Consider the following 14,881-nt stretch of genomic DNA (forward strand, 5'->3'; position numbering starts at 1 on the left):
ACAGTCAAACCCAAACGCTTAGTGCGAAACAGCACCACTTGCACCCAGGCCAGTCTGCGAACGAACAAACTGCGGGAAGAACAGCGCCCGCTCATTGTCAGCCGCAGTGGACTTGTCGGTAACCGAGAAGAACCAGATCCCGACAAAGGCAATCATCATCGAGAACAACGCCGGGTACTCATACGGGAAGATGGCCTTCTCGTGATGCAGGATCTGCACCCAGATGGTCGGACCCAGCACCATCAGGCCCACGGCACTGATCAGCCCCATCCACCCACCGATCATCGCACCGCGGGTGGTCAGCTTTTTCCAGTACATGGAAAGCAGCAGCACCGGGAAGTTACAGCTCGCCGCGATGGAGAACGCCAGGCCCACCATGAACGCAATGTTCTGGCTCTCGAACAGGATACCCAGACCAATGGCCAGTACCGCCAAGGCGATGGTGGTGATTTTCGAGACGCGAATCTCGTCCTTCTCGTTGGCCTTGCCCTTCTTGATCACGCTGGCATACAGGTCGTGGGACACCGCCGAAGCACCGGCCAGGGTCAGACCGGCAACCACTGCCAGAATGGTCGCGAACGCCACCGCCGAGATGAAGCCCAGGAAGATACTGCCACCCACCGCGTTGGCCAGGTGCACCGCCGCCATGTTGTTACCGCCCAGCAAGGCGCCAGCAGCGTCTTTGAAGGCCGGGTTGGTGCTGACCAGCAGGATCGCGCCGAAGCCGATGATGAAGGTCAGGATGTAGAAGTAGCCAATGAAGCCGGTTGCGTAAAGCACGCTCTTGCGAGCTTCTTTTGCGTCACTCACGGTGAAGAAGCGCATCAGGATGTGCGGCAGGCCAGCGGTGCCGAACATCAGCGCCAGACCTAGAGAGAACGCCGAGATCGGATCTTTCACCAGGCCGCCCGGGCTCATGATCGCTTCAGCTTTCGGATGAACCTTGATCGCCTCGGAGAACAGCATGTTGAAGTCGAAGTTGACGTGCTTCATCACCATCAGCGCCATGAAGGAAGCACCGGACAGCAACAGCACAGCCTTGATGATCTGCACCCAGGTGGTCGCCAGCATGCCGCCGAACAACACGTACAGGCACATCAAAATACCGACCATGATCACCGCAACGTGGTAATCGAGACCGAACAGCAGCTGGATCAGCTTGCCGGCACCGACCATTTGCGCGATCAGGTAGAACGCCACCACCACCAGCGAACCGCAAGCGGACAGCGAGCGGATCTGGGTTTGCCCAAGGCGATAGGACGCCACGTCGGCAAAGGTGTATTTGCCCAGGTTACGCAGGCGCTCGGCGATCAGGAACAGAATGATCGGCCAGCCCACCAGGAAGCCGATCGAGTAGATCAGGCCGTCGTAGCCGGAGGTGAATACCAGCGCGGAAATACCCAGGAAGGATGCAGCCGACATGTAGTCACCGGCAATCGCCAGACCGTTCTGCAAACCGGTGATCTTGCCGCCAGCGGCGTAGTAGTCGGCTGCAGAATTATTACGCTTGGAAGCCCAGTAGGTGATGCACAGGGTGGCACCGACGAAGGCGACAAACATCAAGATCGCCGACACATTAAGCGGTTGCTTCTGCACGGCACCGGTCAGGGCGTCAGCCGCCCAGGCGCCAGGCGCGAAAGCTGCGATGCTCAAAAGAGCCATTAGACGGCGGATCATTGCTGAGCCTCCTTGAGAATCGCGTTGTTCAGGTCGTCGAACTCGCCGTTGGCGCGTCGTACGTAGATACCGGTCAGGATGAAGGCCGAGACAATCAGCCCGACACCGATCGGTATGCCCCAGGTAATCGAGGACTCAGGGCTGATTTTCGCCCCCAGCACCTGCGGTCCATAGGCAATCAGAAGGATGAATCCGGAGTAAAGCCCTAGCATGATCGCCGAAAGAATCCAGGCGAATCGTTCCCTCTTGCTAACCAGCTCCTTGAAGCGCGGGCTGTTTTGAATCGAGAGGTAAATGCTGTCGTTCATTGTTTTTATCCTCGCAGCACAGATTTAGTTGGAACGGTATCCACTCTATGCGGCTGCGGGGCAGGTTCCAGACGACCTTAGTCTTAGAACCACATGACAGATTCGCCAATTTCCAGCACGTACAAAATAAATGTGGGAGCGGGCTTGCTCGCGAAGGCGTCATGCCAGTCAACTGACAGACAGCATTCGCGAGCAAGCCCGCTCCCACAGGTTAAAGCGAGGCGACTCTTACTTGATCCAGTCAGCCACACGCTCAGGGTGCTTGGCGACCCAATCCTTCGCAGCGGCTTCAGGTTTGGCACCGTCCTGAATCGCCAGCATGACCTGACCGATTTCATCCTTGGAGGCCCACTGGAAGTTCTTCAGGAACTTGGCCACTTCCGGCGCCTTGGCTTCCAGGCCCTTGCTGCCGATGCTGTTCACGGTTTCAGCCGCGCCGTACACGCCCTTCGGATCTTCGAGGAAGCGCAGTTTCCACTTGGCGAACATCCAGTGCGGTACCCAGCCGGTGACGGCGATGGATTCGTTCTTCTTCTCGGCACGGGTCAGCTCGGCAATCATGCCGGCGCCGGAACTGGCCTTGAGTTGGTAGCCGGTCAGGTCGTAGTCCTTGATTGCCTGATCGGTCTTGAGCATCACGCCTGAACCGGCGTCGATGCCGACAATGCGGTTCTTGAAGGTGTCGTCGGTCTTGAGGTCCTCGATGGACTTGGCCTTGACGTACTCCGGCACGATCAGGCCGATTTTCGCGTCCTTGAAGTTCGGGCCGTAGTCGACGACCTGATCCTTGTTCTTCGTCCAGTACTCACCGTGGGTCACCGGCAGCCAGGCCGACAGCATGGCGTCGAGTTTGCCGGTGGCCACGCCCTGCCACATGATCCCGGTAGCGACGGCTTGCAGCTTCACGTCATAACCGAGTTTCTGCCTGATCACTTCAGCCGCCACGTTGGTCGTGGCGACACTGTCCGACCAGCCGTCGACATAACCGATCGTCACGTCCTTGCCGGCGGCGCTCGCCACGGCCGAACTGATCGCCAGCACCAAAGCCGCACCTGCGCCCAAGAGTCGTCGCATCTTCATCGTTACTTCCCCGAAAGTGCTGCGCTCGACGGATGCCGAGTCGCTTAAACGTATTGTTATGGTGCACAGCGCCCCCATCACGCCCACCGCAAACTCGTTCGAACATCAGCGGAGTACTGACACTTGCGATAATCAACCTGACGCTCATGGCGACCTGCTCTACCAGCGACCTCAAGGCATCGAGAAACGACATCAGAAAGCCATTAATCCTCAGCGCTACACCCCCCCCACCAAACCGCCCGAACTTTGCATGTCAAAATCATGCAGGCCACCAAGCACGCGGTAAATGCAGGTAACATGCGCCGCTTTGTTCCCACACGGCCTGACCATGTCCGCGACCTCCCGCTTCCCTTTTGCTGCTTATCTATTCGCTTGCCTGCTCGGGCTGTTTGCCCTTGGCGGATTCTGGTACGGCCTCGGCAAACCGGTGATCCTGCCGGACGTGGCCAGCGCGACGCACAAGCTGCAATGCGCCTCTTACACCCCGTTCGACAAGGATCAATCGCCGTTTGACGTGCCATTCAACTTGCGCCCCGAGCGTATGGATGCCGACCTCGCGCTGCTGTCCAAAAGTTTCGAATGCATCCGCACCTATTCCATGTCCGGCCTCGAAGCCCTGCCGGACCTTGCGCGCAAGCATGGCTTGAAGCTGATGATCGGCGCCTGGGTCAACAGCAACCCGGTGGACACCGAAAAAGAAGTCAACCTGTTGATCGCCTCGGCCAACGCCAACCCGGATGTGGTGAGCGCGGTGATCGTCGGCAACGAAACCCTGCTGCGCAAGGAAGTCACTGGCGCGCAGCTGGCGAAGCTGATCAACAAGGTCAAGAGCCAGGTCAAACAGCCTGTCACCTACGCCGACGTCTGGGAGTTCTGGCTCAAGCATCCGGAAATCGCCCCTGCCGTGGACTTCCTGACCATTCACTTGCTGCCGTACTGGGAAGATGATCCGTCGAACATCGACGCCGCCCTGCAACACGTGGCCGACGTACGCCAGGTGTTCGGCAACAAGTTCGCGCCCAAGGATGTGCTGATCGGCGAAACCGGCTGGCCAAGCGAAGGTCGCCAGCGCGAAACGGCCCTGCCGAGCCGGGTCAACGAAGCCAGATTCATTCGCGGCTTTGTCGCCATGGCCGAGCAACAGGGCTGGCATTACAACCTGATCGAAGCCTTCGACCAACCCTGGAAACGCGCCAGTGAAGGTGCGGTCGGTGGTTACTGGGGCTTGTTCGATGCCGATCGCCAGGACAAGGGCGTGCTGGCCGGGCCAGTGACAAACGTACCGTACTGGTCGCAGTGGCTGGCGGTGGGCGGCTTGATCTTCATCGGTACGTTGCTGTTCGGTGGACGGGTTCGCACGACGCGTTCGGCGCTGGTGCTGCCCCTGCTCGGTGCTTTGGCGGCGTGCTCGATTGGCGCCTGGGGCGACTTGGCACGGGTAACCACGCGTTTTACCAGTGAATGGCTATGGGTCGGATTGCTGACCGCTCTGAATCTGCTGGTGCTGGCCCATGCTGCGCTGGCGTTGAGCCCTCGTGGCGGCTGGCGCGTGCGGGCTTTCAACCTGCTTGAGCGCCGTGCTGGCTGGCTGGTTGCAACGGCAGGTTTCGCGGCAGCCGTGATGATGCTGGAACTGGTGCTCGATCCGCGTTATCGCAGTTTCCCGAGTGTCGCGTTCGTCGTGCCGGCGCTGGTGTATCTGTGTCGCCCGGTGAACGTGCCGCGCCGCGAGATTGCGTTGCTGACCTTCATCATCGGTGCTGGTATTGCACCGCAGTTGTTCCGCGAAGGTTTGCAGAACCAGCAGGCCTGGGGCTGGGCGCTGGTGAGTGTGTTGATGGTAGCTGCGTTGTGGCGCTGTTTGCGGGTTCGCAAGGTTTAACTCTTTAGCGACCTGACTGACCTCATCGCGAGCAAGCTCGCTCCCACAATTGATCTTTGTCGCACACAAATTTTGTGTTCACTGAAGATCTACTGTGGGAGCGACGGTGCGGCGATCCGACTTGCTCGCGATGACGGACTATCAGGCGCCCCGAGAAGCCCTGACCAACCGCAACCCCGCAATCACCACCGCAAACACCGCGAGCGTGGTGTTGTACAACGCCAGTGCCGGAAAGCCGAACACCAGCGCCAGCACCGCCAGCCACCACCCTGCCCGCCCCGGCACAATGAAGCCGACGATCGCAGCCGCCAACGCAGCCCATCCCAGGACTGCGAAGTGAATCATCAGCCCCAGGTTCGAACGCACCTGGCATTCCCAGCGATTCGCTTCATCCACGCAAATGCCGACCCACTGCGCATCCTCCATGAAGCCATAACGCGCGCCATAACTGGCGGCCAGCCAGACAGGCAGCAAAACAAGCAGCAGGATCACGGGCAGACGGCGGGACATGAAACACTCCAATTGGCGAAAAACGGCGGCCAGCTTAATCGCCCGAAAGCGTTTCGCAAGCTATAACAACTGATAACTGGTCATTCAATCGCTGCAAAGTGTATCGTCCAACTACTATTACTTCGAAATTAAGCCTGTTTGGTGCCGAGGCTTGGCACTTTGGCGCAGATCCGGTGGTCATAGCCTGCGAAATTCATTCGGCACCTTCTTCTAAGGGATTTAGTCATGCTCCGTTCCTTGCGCTTCGCCGCCTTGTTTGGCGGCCTTATATTGAGTGCGTCCGCACTGGCGGTCGATATTGACGCCGCCAGTTACGGCTACCCCCTGACCAACCCGTTCGAGGCGACCATCGCGACCACGCCGCCGGACCTGCGTCCGGAGCTACCCCTGGACGATGACATTGATCAGACAGTGCGCAGCGTTACCTTGCGCCCGGAACGGGCGTTCGAATTGCCGGACAATTTCTGGGCGGTCAAGAAACTCGACTACCGCATTGCCACGCAGGATCACGCCGCACCGCTGATTTTCCTGATCGCCGGTACCGGCGCGCGTTATGACAGCAGCCTGAATGAATACCTGAAGAAGCTCTATTACAAGGCCGGCTACCACGTGGTGCAGTTGTCATCGCCCACCAGCTATGACTTCATGAGCGCCGCATCACGCTTCGCCACACCGGGTGTTTCCAAGGAGGACGCCGAAGACCTGTACCGGGTGATGCAGGCCGTACGGGCACAGAACCCGAAAATGCCGGTCACCGATTACTATCTGACCGGGTACAGCCTGGGCGCACTGGATGCCGCTTTCGTCGCGCACCTGGACGAAACCCGACGCAGCTTCAACTTCAAGAAAGTCCTGCTGCTCAACCCGCCGGTCAACCTCTACACCTCGATCACCAACCTCGACAAGCTTGTGCAAACGGAAGTCAAGGGCATCAACTCCAGCACCACGTTCTATGAACTGGTACTGAACAAATTGACCCGCTACTTCCAGCAGAAGGGCTACATCGACCTCAACGACGCCCTGCTCTACGACTTCCAGCAGTCCAAGCAGCACCTGACCAACGAACAGATGGCCATGCTGATCGGCACCTCGTTCCGCTTTTCGGCGGCCGACATTGCCTTCACTTCGGACCTGATCAACCGTCGCGGCCTGATCACCCCTCCCAAGTTCCCGATCACCGAGGGCACCAGCCTCACGCCATTCCTCAAGCGTGCGCTGCAATGCGACTTCGACTGCTACATCACCGAACAAGTGATCCCGATGTGGCGCGCCCGCACCGACGGCGGCAGCCTGCTGCAAATGATTGACCAGGTGAGCCTGTATGCGCTGAAGGACTACCTGCACGAAAGCCCGAAAATTGCTGTGATGCACAACGCCGATGACGTGATCCTCGGCCCTGGCGACCTGGGCTTCCTGCGCAAGACCTTCGGTGATCGCCTGACCGTTTACCCGTACGGTGGCCACTGCGGCAACATTAACTACCGCGTCAACAGCGACGCCATGCTGGAGTTCTTCCGTGGCTAAATATCTCCTGCTTTTCGCTGCGCTACTCTGTGCAAGTGTCGCCAATGCCGACAACAGCAAAGCCAATGCCCCCGTGGTCGTCGACAGCGATGGTTTCAAGGAACCACTGAGCAAACTCAAATTCAACCCGGGCCTGGACCAGCGCGAGTTCGAGCGTTCGACGCTCAACGCGCTGGCCGTCTACGACCCGCTGGAAGAGTGGAACCGGCGCGTGTATCACTTCAACTACCGCTTCGACCAATGGGTGTTCCTGCCGGTGGTCAATGGCTACCGCTACGTCACCCCGAGCTTCCTGCGTACCGGTGTCAGCAACTTCTTCAACAACCTCGGCGACGTGCCGAACCTGTTGAACAGCCTGCTGCAACTCAAGGGCCACCGCTCGCTGGAAACCACCGGGCGACTGCTGCTCAACACCACCATCGGCATCGCCGGCCTGTGGGACCCCGCCACCGCCATGGGCCTGCCGCGCCAGAGCGAAGACTTCGGCCAGACCCTTGGCTTCTACGGCGTACCGGCCGGCGCTTACTTCATGCTGCCGATCCTCGGTCCGTCGAACCTGCGTGACACCGGCGGCCTGGCGGTGGATTACACAGCCGAGAATGCGATCAACTTCCTCAACGTGGCCGAAGTCAGCTCCAACCATCCGGAAGTGTGGATCCTGCGCGGCATCGACAAGCGCCACCAGACCAACTTCCGCTATGGCCAGATGAACTCGCCATTCGAGTACGAAAAAGTGCGTTACGTGTACACCGAAGCGCGCAAGTTGCAGATCGCCGAGTAAACAAGGCACCCCAAAAACACTGTGGGAGCGGGCTTGCTCGCGATGAGGTCGTTACATTCAACATTGATGTTGACTGTTACACCGCCATCGCGAGCAAGCCCGCTCCCACATTTGTTATGTGTTGCCTTCAGCCTTTCAAGGCTTTCCAGATTTTGCTGACAGCCATGACGCCAACCAACACCACCGCCCCCGCCACAATCCCCGCCACGCCTTTGAGCAGCACCGGCACGATAAATCCGCCGCCACCCGCCGCAGCACCGACACTTTCGATCCAGTGATGCACCACCGGCACACCGTGCGTGAGGATCCCGCCGCCCACCAGAAACATCGCCGCCGTGCCAATCACCGACAGGCTCTTCATCATGTACGGTGCCGCACGCAGAATCCCGCCGCCGATGCTTTTCGCCATCTGTCCGGGTTTCTGGGTCAACCACAGGCCCAAGTCGTCGAGCTTGACGATACCTGCCACCAATCCGTACACGCCGACGGTCATGACAATGGCAATGCCAGAAAGCACGATGATTTGCTGGGTCAATGGAGCGCCGGCCACGGTGCCGAGGGTGATGGCGATGATTTCCGCCGAAAGAATGAAGTCGGTGCGGATCGCGCCTTTGATCTTGTCCTTCTCGAACGCCACCAGGTCAGTGGCAGGGTCCGCCACCGCCTCGACCAACTGCGCATGCTCGGCGACGTCTTGCGCCTTGCTGTGCAGGAACTTGTGGGCGAGTTTTTCGAAGCCTTCGAAGCACAGATAGGCGCCACCGACCATCAATAGCGGTGTGACCAGCCACGGAATGAACGCACTGATGGCCAGCGCCGACGGCACCAGGATCAGTTTATTGATGAACGAGCCCTTGGCGACCGCCCAGACCACCGGGATTTCCCGCTCGGCACGCACGCCGCTGACTTGCTGGGCATTGAGTGCCAGGTCGTCGCCGAGTACGCCGGCCGTTTTCTTGGCGGCCATTTGGGTCATCAAAGACACGTCGTCCAGCACGGTCGCGATGTCGTCGATCAGCACCAGCAAACTGCTTCCTGCCATGAATCGGGTTTCCTTCTGCAATGAATGCGCAGCAGCATAGCGCGACATAAGAGCCCACGGTGCATTCTTGAGCGCCGCGCGAGGCCGGTGATACCATGCGCAACCGCCAGAACAGGCAAGGAATCACCCGGTTTATGAGCACTATCCGCGAGCGCAACAAACAACTGATCCTGCGTGCCGCCAGTGAGGAATTCGCCGACAAAGGCTTCGCTGCGACCAAAACCAGCGACATCGCAGCCAAGGCGGGATTGCCAAAGCCCAACGTCTACTACTACTTCAAGTCCAAGGAAAACCTCTACCGCGAGGTTCTGGAAAGCATCATCGAGCCCATCCTGCAGGCCTCGACACCGTTCAATCCGGACGGCGAGCCCGGTGAAGTACTCAGCGGCTACATTCGCTCGAAGATCCGCATCTCCCGCGACCTGCCTTTCGCCTCCAAGGTGTTCGCCAGCGAAATCATGCACGGCGCCCCCCACCTGAGCAGCGATCTGGTCGAACAGCTCAATGGCCAGGCCAAACACAACATCGAGTGCATCCAGACCTGGATCGACCGCGGGCAAATCGCCCCCATCGACCCCAACCACCTGATGTTCAGTATCTGGGCCGCGACCCAGACCTACGCCGACTTCGACTGGCAGATCACCGCCATCACCGGCAAGGCCCGGCTGGACGAAGAAGATTATGAAGCGGCGGCGCAGACGATTATCCGGTTGGTGCTCAAGGGGTGTGAGGCGGATTGATGGACAGCGGTGCTACCAATCGCGAGCAGGCTCACTCCTACATTTGGAATGCATTCCCCTGTAGGAGTGAGCCTGCTCGCGATCGAGACGACACGGTTTCAGATCAAACCCAGATCGCATCCCACAACGGATAGTCACCAAGCTTCTCTACCAGCCCAGCCCGCAACGGGTTGGCTACTACATATCGAGCCATCTTCACCAAATCATCTTCCCGCCGCAGTGCCCGATCATGAAATCCTCTCTGCCAGAGACTGGTGGTTCGACCGGTAGACTGCCTCACGGCTTTGGTACTCATCGACTTGGTTTTCTGCATCAGCTCACTCAAAGATCCCCTCTGCAACTCAATTAACCAATGAAAATGATCTGGCATGACCACCCAGGCCAACGAGTTCGCAAAGCCAAGTGTTTGTGCGTTTCGAAACTCATCGACCACCAGCCTGCCCAAGGTGAAATCCTTGAAAACCGGGGTCCTGTGATGTGTATTGGTGGTTAACAGATAAATTCGACTGGTTTCGGCATAGCGCCCGACTCGCAATCGGTGTGCAGCAGGTGAATCCGGCATTCCTTTGCCTCCCATGATCAGGTCATGAGAAGCCTAGTTCTGTGGATTCAAGTGGGCGGGCAAACTATTGGCTGGATGTGACTGGAAGATAGCTATCGCGAGCAGGCTCACTCCTACAGGGGATTCTGGCATTCAGACAATTTTGTGTCCGACCACAAACCCTGTAGGAGCGAGCCTGCTCGCGAAGGCGATTGATCAGACGCTACAGATCAAGCCGCCACCCCAGCATCCGCCACCAACCCCAGCGCCTCGATCGCATTGATCGCGCACTGCTCGTCGACATCCGACAGATCGCCGCTGATCCCCACCGCCCCCAGCACGTTCCCATCCTGATCGCGAACCAGCACACCACCCGGTGCCGGCACGACGCTGCCCTGCCCCAGGCTGTTCAACGCAGCGATAAACGCCGGGCGTTGCTGGGCGTCCAGCGCCAGCAGGCGTGAGCCCTTGCCCAGCGCGATGGCGCCCCAGGCTTTACCGATGGCGACGTGCGGGCGCAGCAGGCTGGCGCCGTCTTCGCGTTGCAGGGCGATCAGATGCCCGCCGGCATCCAGTACCGCAATGGTCAAGGGTGCCGCAGAGATTGCACGCCCTGCGGTGATGGCCTCGTTGACCAGGTTGACTGCGACTTTCAAGGTTAAAGCGCTCATGGTGCCGTCCTCATTTTGTTTTTCGGAAAGTCGGTGGGCTGCGCCGTTGTGCCGCAGCCCGATGCAACAAATAGAACACAATGAATTATTTTTTTGTATACAATAATTCTCGAAAGGCGCCACATGCGACGAAAAGCCACAGTAGAACGGGCTTCCGACGAATGAAACAAGCGCTTGAGAAAATGGATTGACCTGCGCCGTCCGCCGTGAATACACTCTGCGCAAAGCCACTTGTATACAATTACAAAACGTAAAGAGGCACAAAACCATGAGCAAAATGAGAGCAATCGAAGCCGCCGTTCTGGTGATGCGCCGTGAAGGGGTCGATACCGCTTTTGGCATCCCGGGTGCCGCCATCAACCCGCTGTACTCCGCCTTGCAAAAGGTTGGCGGCATCGATCACGTACTCGCTCGCCACGTTGAAGGCGCCTCGCACATGGCCGAGGGCTACACCCGTACCAAGGCCGGCAACATCGGCGTGTGCATCGGTACTTCCGGCCCTGCCGGCACCGACATGGTCACCGGGCTCTACAGCGCCTCGGCCGACTCGATTCCAATCCTCTGCATCACAGGCCAGGCACCCCGCGCCCGTATGCACAAGGAAGACTTCCAGGCTGTCGATATCACCACCATCGTCAAGCCAGTCACCAAGTGGTCGACCACCGTCATGGAACCGGGCCAGGTGCCTTATGCGTTCCAGAAGGCTTTCTATGAAATGCGCTCCGGCCGTCCAGGCCCAGTGCTGATCGACCTGCCGTTCGACGTGCAGATGGCCGAAATCGAATTCGACATCGACGCCTACCAGCCGCTGCCATTGGCCAAGCCGAGCGCTACCCGCGTGCAGGTGGAAAAAGCCTTGGCCATGCTGGATCAGGCCGAGCGTCCATTGCTGGTGGCCGGTGGCGGCATCATCAATGCCGACGCCAGCGATCTGTTGGTGGAGTTCGCCGAGCTGACCGGCATTCCGGTTATCCCGACCCTGATGGGCTGGGGCACCATCCCGGACGATCACCCGCTGATGGTGGGCATGGTTGGTCTGCAGACTTCGCACCGCTACGGCAACGCAACCATGCTCAAGTCCGACGTGGTTCTGGGCGTGGGCAACCGTTGGGCCAACCGTCACACCGGTTCGGTTGACGTGTACACCGAAGGCCGCAAGTTCATTCACGTTGATATCGAACCGACCCAGATCGGCCGCGTGTTCACCCCGGACCTGGGCATCGTTTCCGACGCCGCTGCCGCGCTGACCGTGTTCATCGAAGTCGCTCGCGAATGGCAAGCCGCCGGCAAGCTGAAGAACCGCAGCGCCTGGCTGCAAGACTGCCAGCAGCGTAAAGCCAGCCTGCAGCGCAAGACTCACTTCGACAACGTGCCGGTCAAGCCGCAACGCGTTTACGAAGAAATGAACCAGGTGTTCGGCAAAGACACCTGCTACGTCAGCACCATCGGTCTGTCGCAGATTGCCGGCGCGCAGTTCCTGCACGTCTACAAGCCGCGTCACTGGATCAACTGCGGTCAGGCAGGCCCGTTGGGCTGGACCATTCCGGCAGCGCTGGGTGTGGTCAAGGCCGATCCGAACCGTAAAGTCGTGGCCCTGTCGGGGGACTATGACTTCCAGTTCATGATCGAGGAATTGGCGGTGGGCGCGCAGTTCAAGCTGCCGTACATCCATGTTGTGGTGAACAACTCGTACCTGGGTCTGATCCGTCAGGCTCAGCGCGGTTTCGACATGGACTACTGCGTGCAGCTGTCCTTCGACAACCTGAACGCGCCGGAACTCAACGGCTACGGTGTCGACCACGTCGCAGTGGCCGAAGGCCTGGGCTGCAAGGCACTGCGCGTATTCGAACCGTCTCAGATCCAGCCTGCCCTGCGCAAGGCCCAGGAGCTGATCGAAGAGTTCAAGGTTCCGGTGATCGTCGAGATCATCCTGGAGCGTGTGACCAACATTTCCATGGGCACCGAGATCAACGCCGTCAACGAATTCGAAGACCTGGCGCTGGTCGGCGACGACGCACCGACTGCGATTTCGTTGCTCGATTAACTGCTGACCGCTCCCCCTGTGGGAGCGGGCTTGCCCGCGAAGACGGCTTCACATTCAACAGAGATGTTGACTGACCCACCGCTTTCGCGAGCAAGCTCGCTCCTACAAGGGGCCTTCACACATTTACGGGAGACCACCATGCCGCGTTTCGCAGCCAACCTGTCCATGCTGTTCACCGAACAGGACTTTCTCGCCCGTTTCGAAGCGGCCGCCAAGGCCGGCTTCAGTGGTGTCGAATACCTGTTCCCGTACGACTTCAGCTCCGCCGAAATCAAGGCCCAGCTCGACGCCCACGGTCTGACCCAAGTGCTGTTCAACCTGCCGGCCGGTGACTGGGCCAAGGGCGAGCGCGGTATCGCGTGCCTGCCGGACCGGGTCGAAGAGTTCCGTGCCGGTGTCGACCTGGCCATCGCTTACGCGCAAGTGCTGGGCAACACCCAGGTCAACTGCCTGGCCGGTATTCGTCCGCAGGGCTTTGACGATGCCACCGTGGAGAAAACCTTCGTCGCCAACCTCAAGTACGCGGCCGACAAGCTGCAAGCGGCGGGTATCAAGCTGGTGATGGAAGCGATCAACACCCGTGACATTCCAGGTTTCTACCTGAACAACACGGCGCAAGCCCTGTCGATTCGCGAGCAGGTCGGCAGCGCCAACCTGTTCCTGCAGTACGACATCTACCACATGCAAATCATGGAAGGCGATCTGGCCCGCACCCTGCAATCGCACCTGGGCGAGATCAACCACGTGCAGCTCGCGGACAACCCGGGGCGCAATGAACCAGGTACCGGTGAAATCAACTACCGCTTCTTGTTCGAACACCTGGACCGCATCGGTTATCAGGGCTGGGTCGGTTGCGAATACAAGCCGCTGACCACCACTGAAGCGGGCCTGGGCTGGTTGAAAACCCATAACGCGATCTGAGATTGAACCGGATCTCTGTGCCGAGGGAACAAGCTCCCTCGCCACAGGGTGTGCTCGTCTCAGCTACGTAGACAAAATTTGGCTACACAAAAACAAGAGGATTTTCTCATGGCTAAAATCGGATTTATCGGCACCGGCATCATGGGCCACCCAATGGCGGCGAACCTGCAGAAAGCCGGTCACAGCCTGTTCCTGTCGGCCCACCACGACCCTGCGCCTGCCGACCTGGTTGCCGCCGGCGCCGTTGCCTTGGCGAACCCGAAGGAAGTCGCCCAGGAAGCCGAGTTCATCATCGTCATGGTGCCCGATACCCCGCAGGTCGATGACGTGCTGTTCCGTGCCGACGGCATCGCTGCTGGCGTGGGTAAAGGCAAAGTCGTCATCGACATGAGCTCGATCTCGCCAACCGCCACCAAGGCTTTCGCGGCAAAGATCAACGAAAAAGGCGCGCAATACCTCGATGCCCCGGTATCCGGCGGTGAAGTCGGCGCCAAGGCTGCGAGCCTGAGCATCATGGTCGGCGGCGATGCCGACGCTTTCGAACGCGCCCTGCCGCTGTTCCAGGCCATGGGCAAGAACATCACCCTGGTCGGTGGCAACGGCGACGGCCAAACCGCCAAGGTGGCCAACCAGATCATCGTGGCCCTGAACATCCAGGCCGTGGCTGAAGCCCTGCTGTTCGCTTCGAAAAACGGTGCCGATCCAGCCAAGGTGCGTGAAGCACTGATGGGCGGTTTCGCGTCCTCGAAGATCCTCGAAGTCCACGGCGAGCGCATGATCAAGGGCACCTTCGATCCAGGCTTCCGCATCAGCCTGCACCAGAAGGACCTGAACCTGGCACTGCAAGGCGCCAAGGAGCTGAACATCAACCTGCCGAACACCGCCAACACCCAGCAAGTGTTCAGCACCTGCGCGGCCATCGGTGGCAGCAACTGGGACCACTCGGCGCTGATCAAGGGTCTGGAACACATGGCGAACTTCTCGATTCGCGACAAGAAGTAAGCCCTGCCTGAACCTGCATTAAACCTGTGGGAGCGAGCCTGCTCGCGATGAAATCACCGCGGTGTACCTGATACACCGCGGTGCCTGGATCGCGAGCAGGCTCACTCCTACAGAGATCAGAGTTGCCCTTTCGAATAACAAGAATTCCGGGAGCCCGC

At 59.3% G+C, this 14,881-nt stretch carries 14 protein-coding genes; 7 read left to right on the plus strand and 7 right to left on the minus strand.

The features are described 5' to 3' along the window. Positions 1–18: 18 nt before the first annotated feature. The 3 genes from KGB07_RS27110 to KGB07_RS27120 all read right to left on the minus strand — a co-directional run bounded on the left by KGB07_RS27110 (position 19) and on the right by KGB07_RS27120 (position 3,065). On the minus strand, positions 19–1,677 hold the full coding sequence (locus tag KGB07_RS27110) for a cation acetate symporter (RefSeq protein ID WP_046037654.1): 1,659 nt from the start codon (positions 1,675–1,677) through the stop codon (positions 19–21). Further along, on the minus strand, positions 1,674–1,985 hold the full coding sequence (locus tag KGB07_RS27115; protein ID WP_008052644.1) for a DUF485 domain-containing protein: 312 nt from the start codon (positions 1,983–1,985) through the stop codon (positions 1,674–1,676). Before KGB07_RS27115 ends, KGB07_RS27110 begins: the two co-directional genes overlap by 4 nt. A 228-nt stretch (positions 1,986–2,213) precedes the next feature. Next, on the minus strand, positions 2,214–3,065 hold the full coding sequence (locus tag KGB07_RS27120) for a glycine betaine ABC transporter substrate-binding protein (protein ID WP_046037655.1): 852 nt from the start codon (positions 3,063–3,065) through the stop codon (positions 2,214–2,216). Positions 3,066–3,351: 286 nt separating this feature from the next. On the opposite strand from KGB07_RS27120, the gene KGB07_RS27125 reads away from it, so the two are divergent. Further along, entirely contained in the window at positions 3,352–4,947 is a 1,596-nt protein-coding gene (locus KGB07_RS27125) for a beta-1,6-glucan synthase (protein ID WP_046037656.1), read from the plus strand. 141 nt (positions 4,948–5,088) lie between these two features. On the opposite strand, the gene KGB07_RS27130 is transcribed toward KGB07_RS27125, so the two are convergent. Further along, the gene (locus KGB07_RS27130; RefSeq protein ID WP_046037657.1) at positions 5,089–5,457 is read right to left on the minus strand and encodes a hypothetical protein; all 369 of its coding nucleotides are present in this window, start codon (positions 5,455–5,457) and stop codon (positions 5,089–5,091) included. Positions 5,458–5,682: 225 nt separating this feature from the next. Between KGB07_RS27130 and KGB07_RS27135 the strand changes: the two genes are divergently transcribed. Together KGB07_RS27135 and KGB07_RS27140 are read left to right on the plus strand one after the other, a co-directional pair. Further along, entirely contained in the window at positions 5,683–6,981 is a 1,299-nt protein-coding gene (locus KGB07_RS27135; RefSeq protein WP_046037658.1) for a serine/threonine protein kinase, read from the plus strand. Further along, positions 6,974–7,762 (plus strand): VacJ family lipoprotein, encoded by a 789-nt coding sequence (locus KGB07_RS27140; protein WP_046037659.1) that lies wholly within the window; start codon positions 6,974–6,976, stop codon positions 7,760–7,762. Before KGB07_RS27135 ends, KGB07_RS27140 begins: the two co-directional genes overlap by 8 nt. 127 nt (positions 7,763–7,889) lie before the next feature. Here KGB07_RS27140 and KGB07_RS27145 read toward each other — a convergent pair whose 3' ends face one another. Then, entirely contained in the window at positions 7,890–8,804 is a 915-nt protein-coding gene (locus tag KGB07_RS27145; RefSeq protein WP_223467177.1) for a DUF808 domain-containing protein, read from the minus strand. Positions 8,805–8,938: 134 nt separating this feature from the next. Between KGB07_RS27145 and KGB07_RS27150 the strand changes: the two genes are divergently transcribed. After that, positions 8,939–9,544 carry a TetR/AcrR family transcriptional regulator gene (locus KGB07_RS27150; protein ID WP_046037661.1) on the plus strand — a complete coding sequence of 202 codons (606 nt, stop codon included), beginning with the start codon at positions 8,939–8,941 and terminating at the stop codon, positions 9,542–9,544. A 103-nt stretch (positions 9,545–9,647) separates the two neighbouring features. Here KGB07_RS27150 and KGB07_RS27155 read toward each other — a convergent pair whose 3' ends face one another. After that, entirely contained in the window at positions 9,648–10,106 is a 459-nt protein-coding gene (locus tag KGB07_RS27155; RefSeq protein ID WP_046037764.1) for an REP-associated tyrosine transposase, read from the minus strand. Positions 10,107–10,315: 209 nt separating this feature from the next. Next, positions 10,316–10,756: a GlcG/HbpS family heme-binding protein gene (locus tag KGB07_RS27160; RefSeq protein WP_046037662.1), complete on the minus strand. Its 441-nt coding sequence runs from the start codon at positions 10,754–10,756 to the stop codon at positions 10,316–10,318. 268 nt (positions 10,757–11,024) lie between these two features. On the opposite strand from KGB07_RS27160, the gene gcl reads away from it, so the two are divergent. The 3 genes from gcl to KGB07_RS27175 all read left to right on the plus strand — a co-directional run bounded on the left by gcl (position 11,025) and on the right by KGB07_RS27175 (position 14,723). After that, positions 11,025–12,800, plus strand: coding sequence for a glyoxylate carboligase (gcl, locus tag KGB07_RS27165; protein WP_046037663.1), 1,776 nt, complete (start codon positions 11,025–11,027; stop codon positions 12,798–12,800). Between the two features lie 138 nt (positions 12,801–12,938). After that, positions 12,939–13,721 (plus strand): hydroxypyruvate isomerase, encoded by a 783-nt coding sequence (gene hyi / locus KGB07_RS27170; protein WP_046037664.1) that lies wholly within the window; start codon positions 12,939–12,941, stop codon positions 13,719–13,721. 108 nt (positions 13,722–13,829) lie between these two features. Continuing rightward, positions 13,830–14,723 carry a 2-hydroxy-3-oxopropionate reductase gene (locus KGB07_RS27175; RefSeq protein ID WP_046037665.1) on the plus strand — a complete coding sequence of 298 codons (894 nt, stop codon included), beginning with the start codon at positions 13,830–13,832 and terminating at the stop codon, positions 14,721–14,723. Positions 14,724–14,881 lie beyond the last annotated feature (158 nt).

This window comes from Pseudomonas sp. GL-RE-26 (assembly GCF_019956275.1).
Taxonomy (GTDB): domain Bacteria; phylum Pseudomonadota; class Gammaproteobacteria; order Pseudomonadales; family Pseudomonadaceae; genus Aquipseudomonas; species Aquipseudomonas grandcourensis.

Bases quoted from the DNA above. Each gene is read 5' to 3' on its own strand.
- KGB07_RS27110 (WP_046037654.1), bottom strand. From the start codon at position 1,677: ATGATCCGCCGTCTAATGGCTCTTTTGAGCATCGCAGCTTTCGCGCCT.
- KGB07_RS27115 (WP_008052644.1), bottom strand. From the start codon at position 1,985: ATGAACGACAGCATTTACCTCTCGATTCAAAACAGCCCGCGCTTCAAG.
- KGB07_RS27120 (WP_046037655.1), bottom strand. From the start codon at position 3,065: ATGAAGATGCGACGACTCTTGGGCGCAGGTGCGGCTTTGGTGCTGGCG.
- KGB07_RS27125 (WP_046037656.1), top strand. From the start codon at position 3,352: ATGCAGGTAACATGCGCCGCTTTGTTCCCACACGGCCTGACCATGTCC.
- KGB07_RS27130 (WP_046037657.1), bottom strand. From the start codon at position 5,457: ATGTCCCGCCGTCTGCCCGTGATCCTGCTGCTTGTTTTGCTGCCTGTC.
- KGB07_RS27135 (WP_046037658.1), top strand. From the start codon at position 5,683: ATGCTCCGTTCCTTGCGCTTCGCCGCCTTGTTTGGCGGCCTTATATTG.
- KGB07_RS27145 (WP_223467177.1), bottom strand. From the start codon at position 8,804: ATGGCAGGAAGCAGTTTGCTGGTGCTGATCGACGACATCGCGACCGTG.
- KGB07_RS27150 (WP_046037661.1), top strand. From the start codon at position 8,939: ATGAGCACTATCCGCGAGCGCAACAAACAACTGATCCTGCGTGCCGCC.
- KGB07_RS27155 (WP_046037764.1), bottom strand. From the start codon at position 10,106: ATGCCGGATTCACCTGCTGCACACCGATTGCGAGTCGGGCGCTATGCC.
- KGB07_RS27160 (WP_046037662.1), bottom strand. From the start codon at position 10,756: ATGAGCGCTTTAACCTTGAAAGTCGCAGTCAACCTGGTCAACGAGGCC.
- gcl (WP_046037663.1), top strand. From the start codon at position 11,025: ATGAGCAAAATGAGAGCAATCGAAGCCGCCGTTCTGGTGATGCGCCGT.
- hyi (WP_046037664.1), top strand. From the start codon at position 12,939: ATGCCGCGTTTCGCAGCCAACCTGTCCATGCTGTTCACCGAACAGGAC.
- KGB07_RS27175 (WP_046037665.1), top strand. From the start codon at position 13,830: ATGGCTAAAATCGGATTTATCGGCACCGGCATCATGGGCCACCCAATG.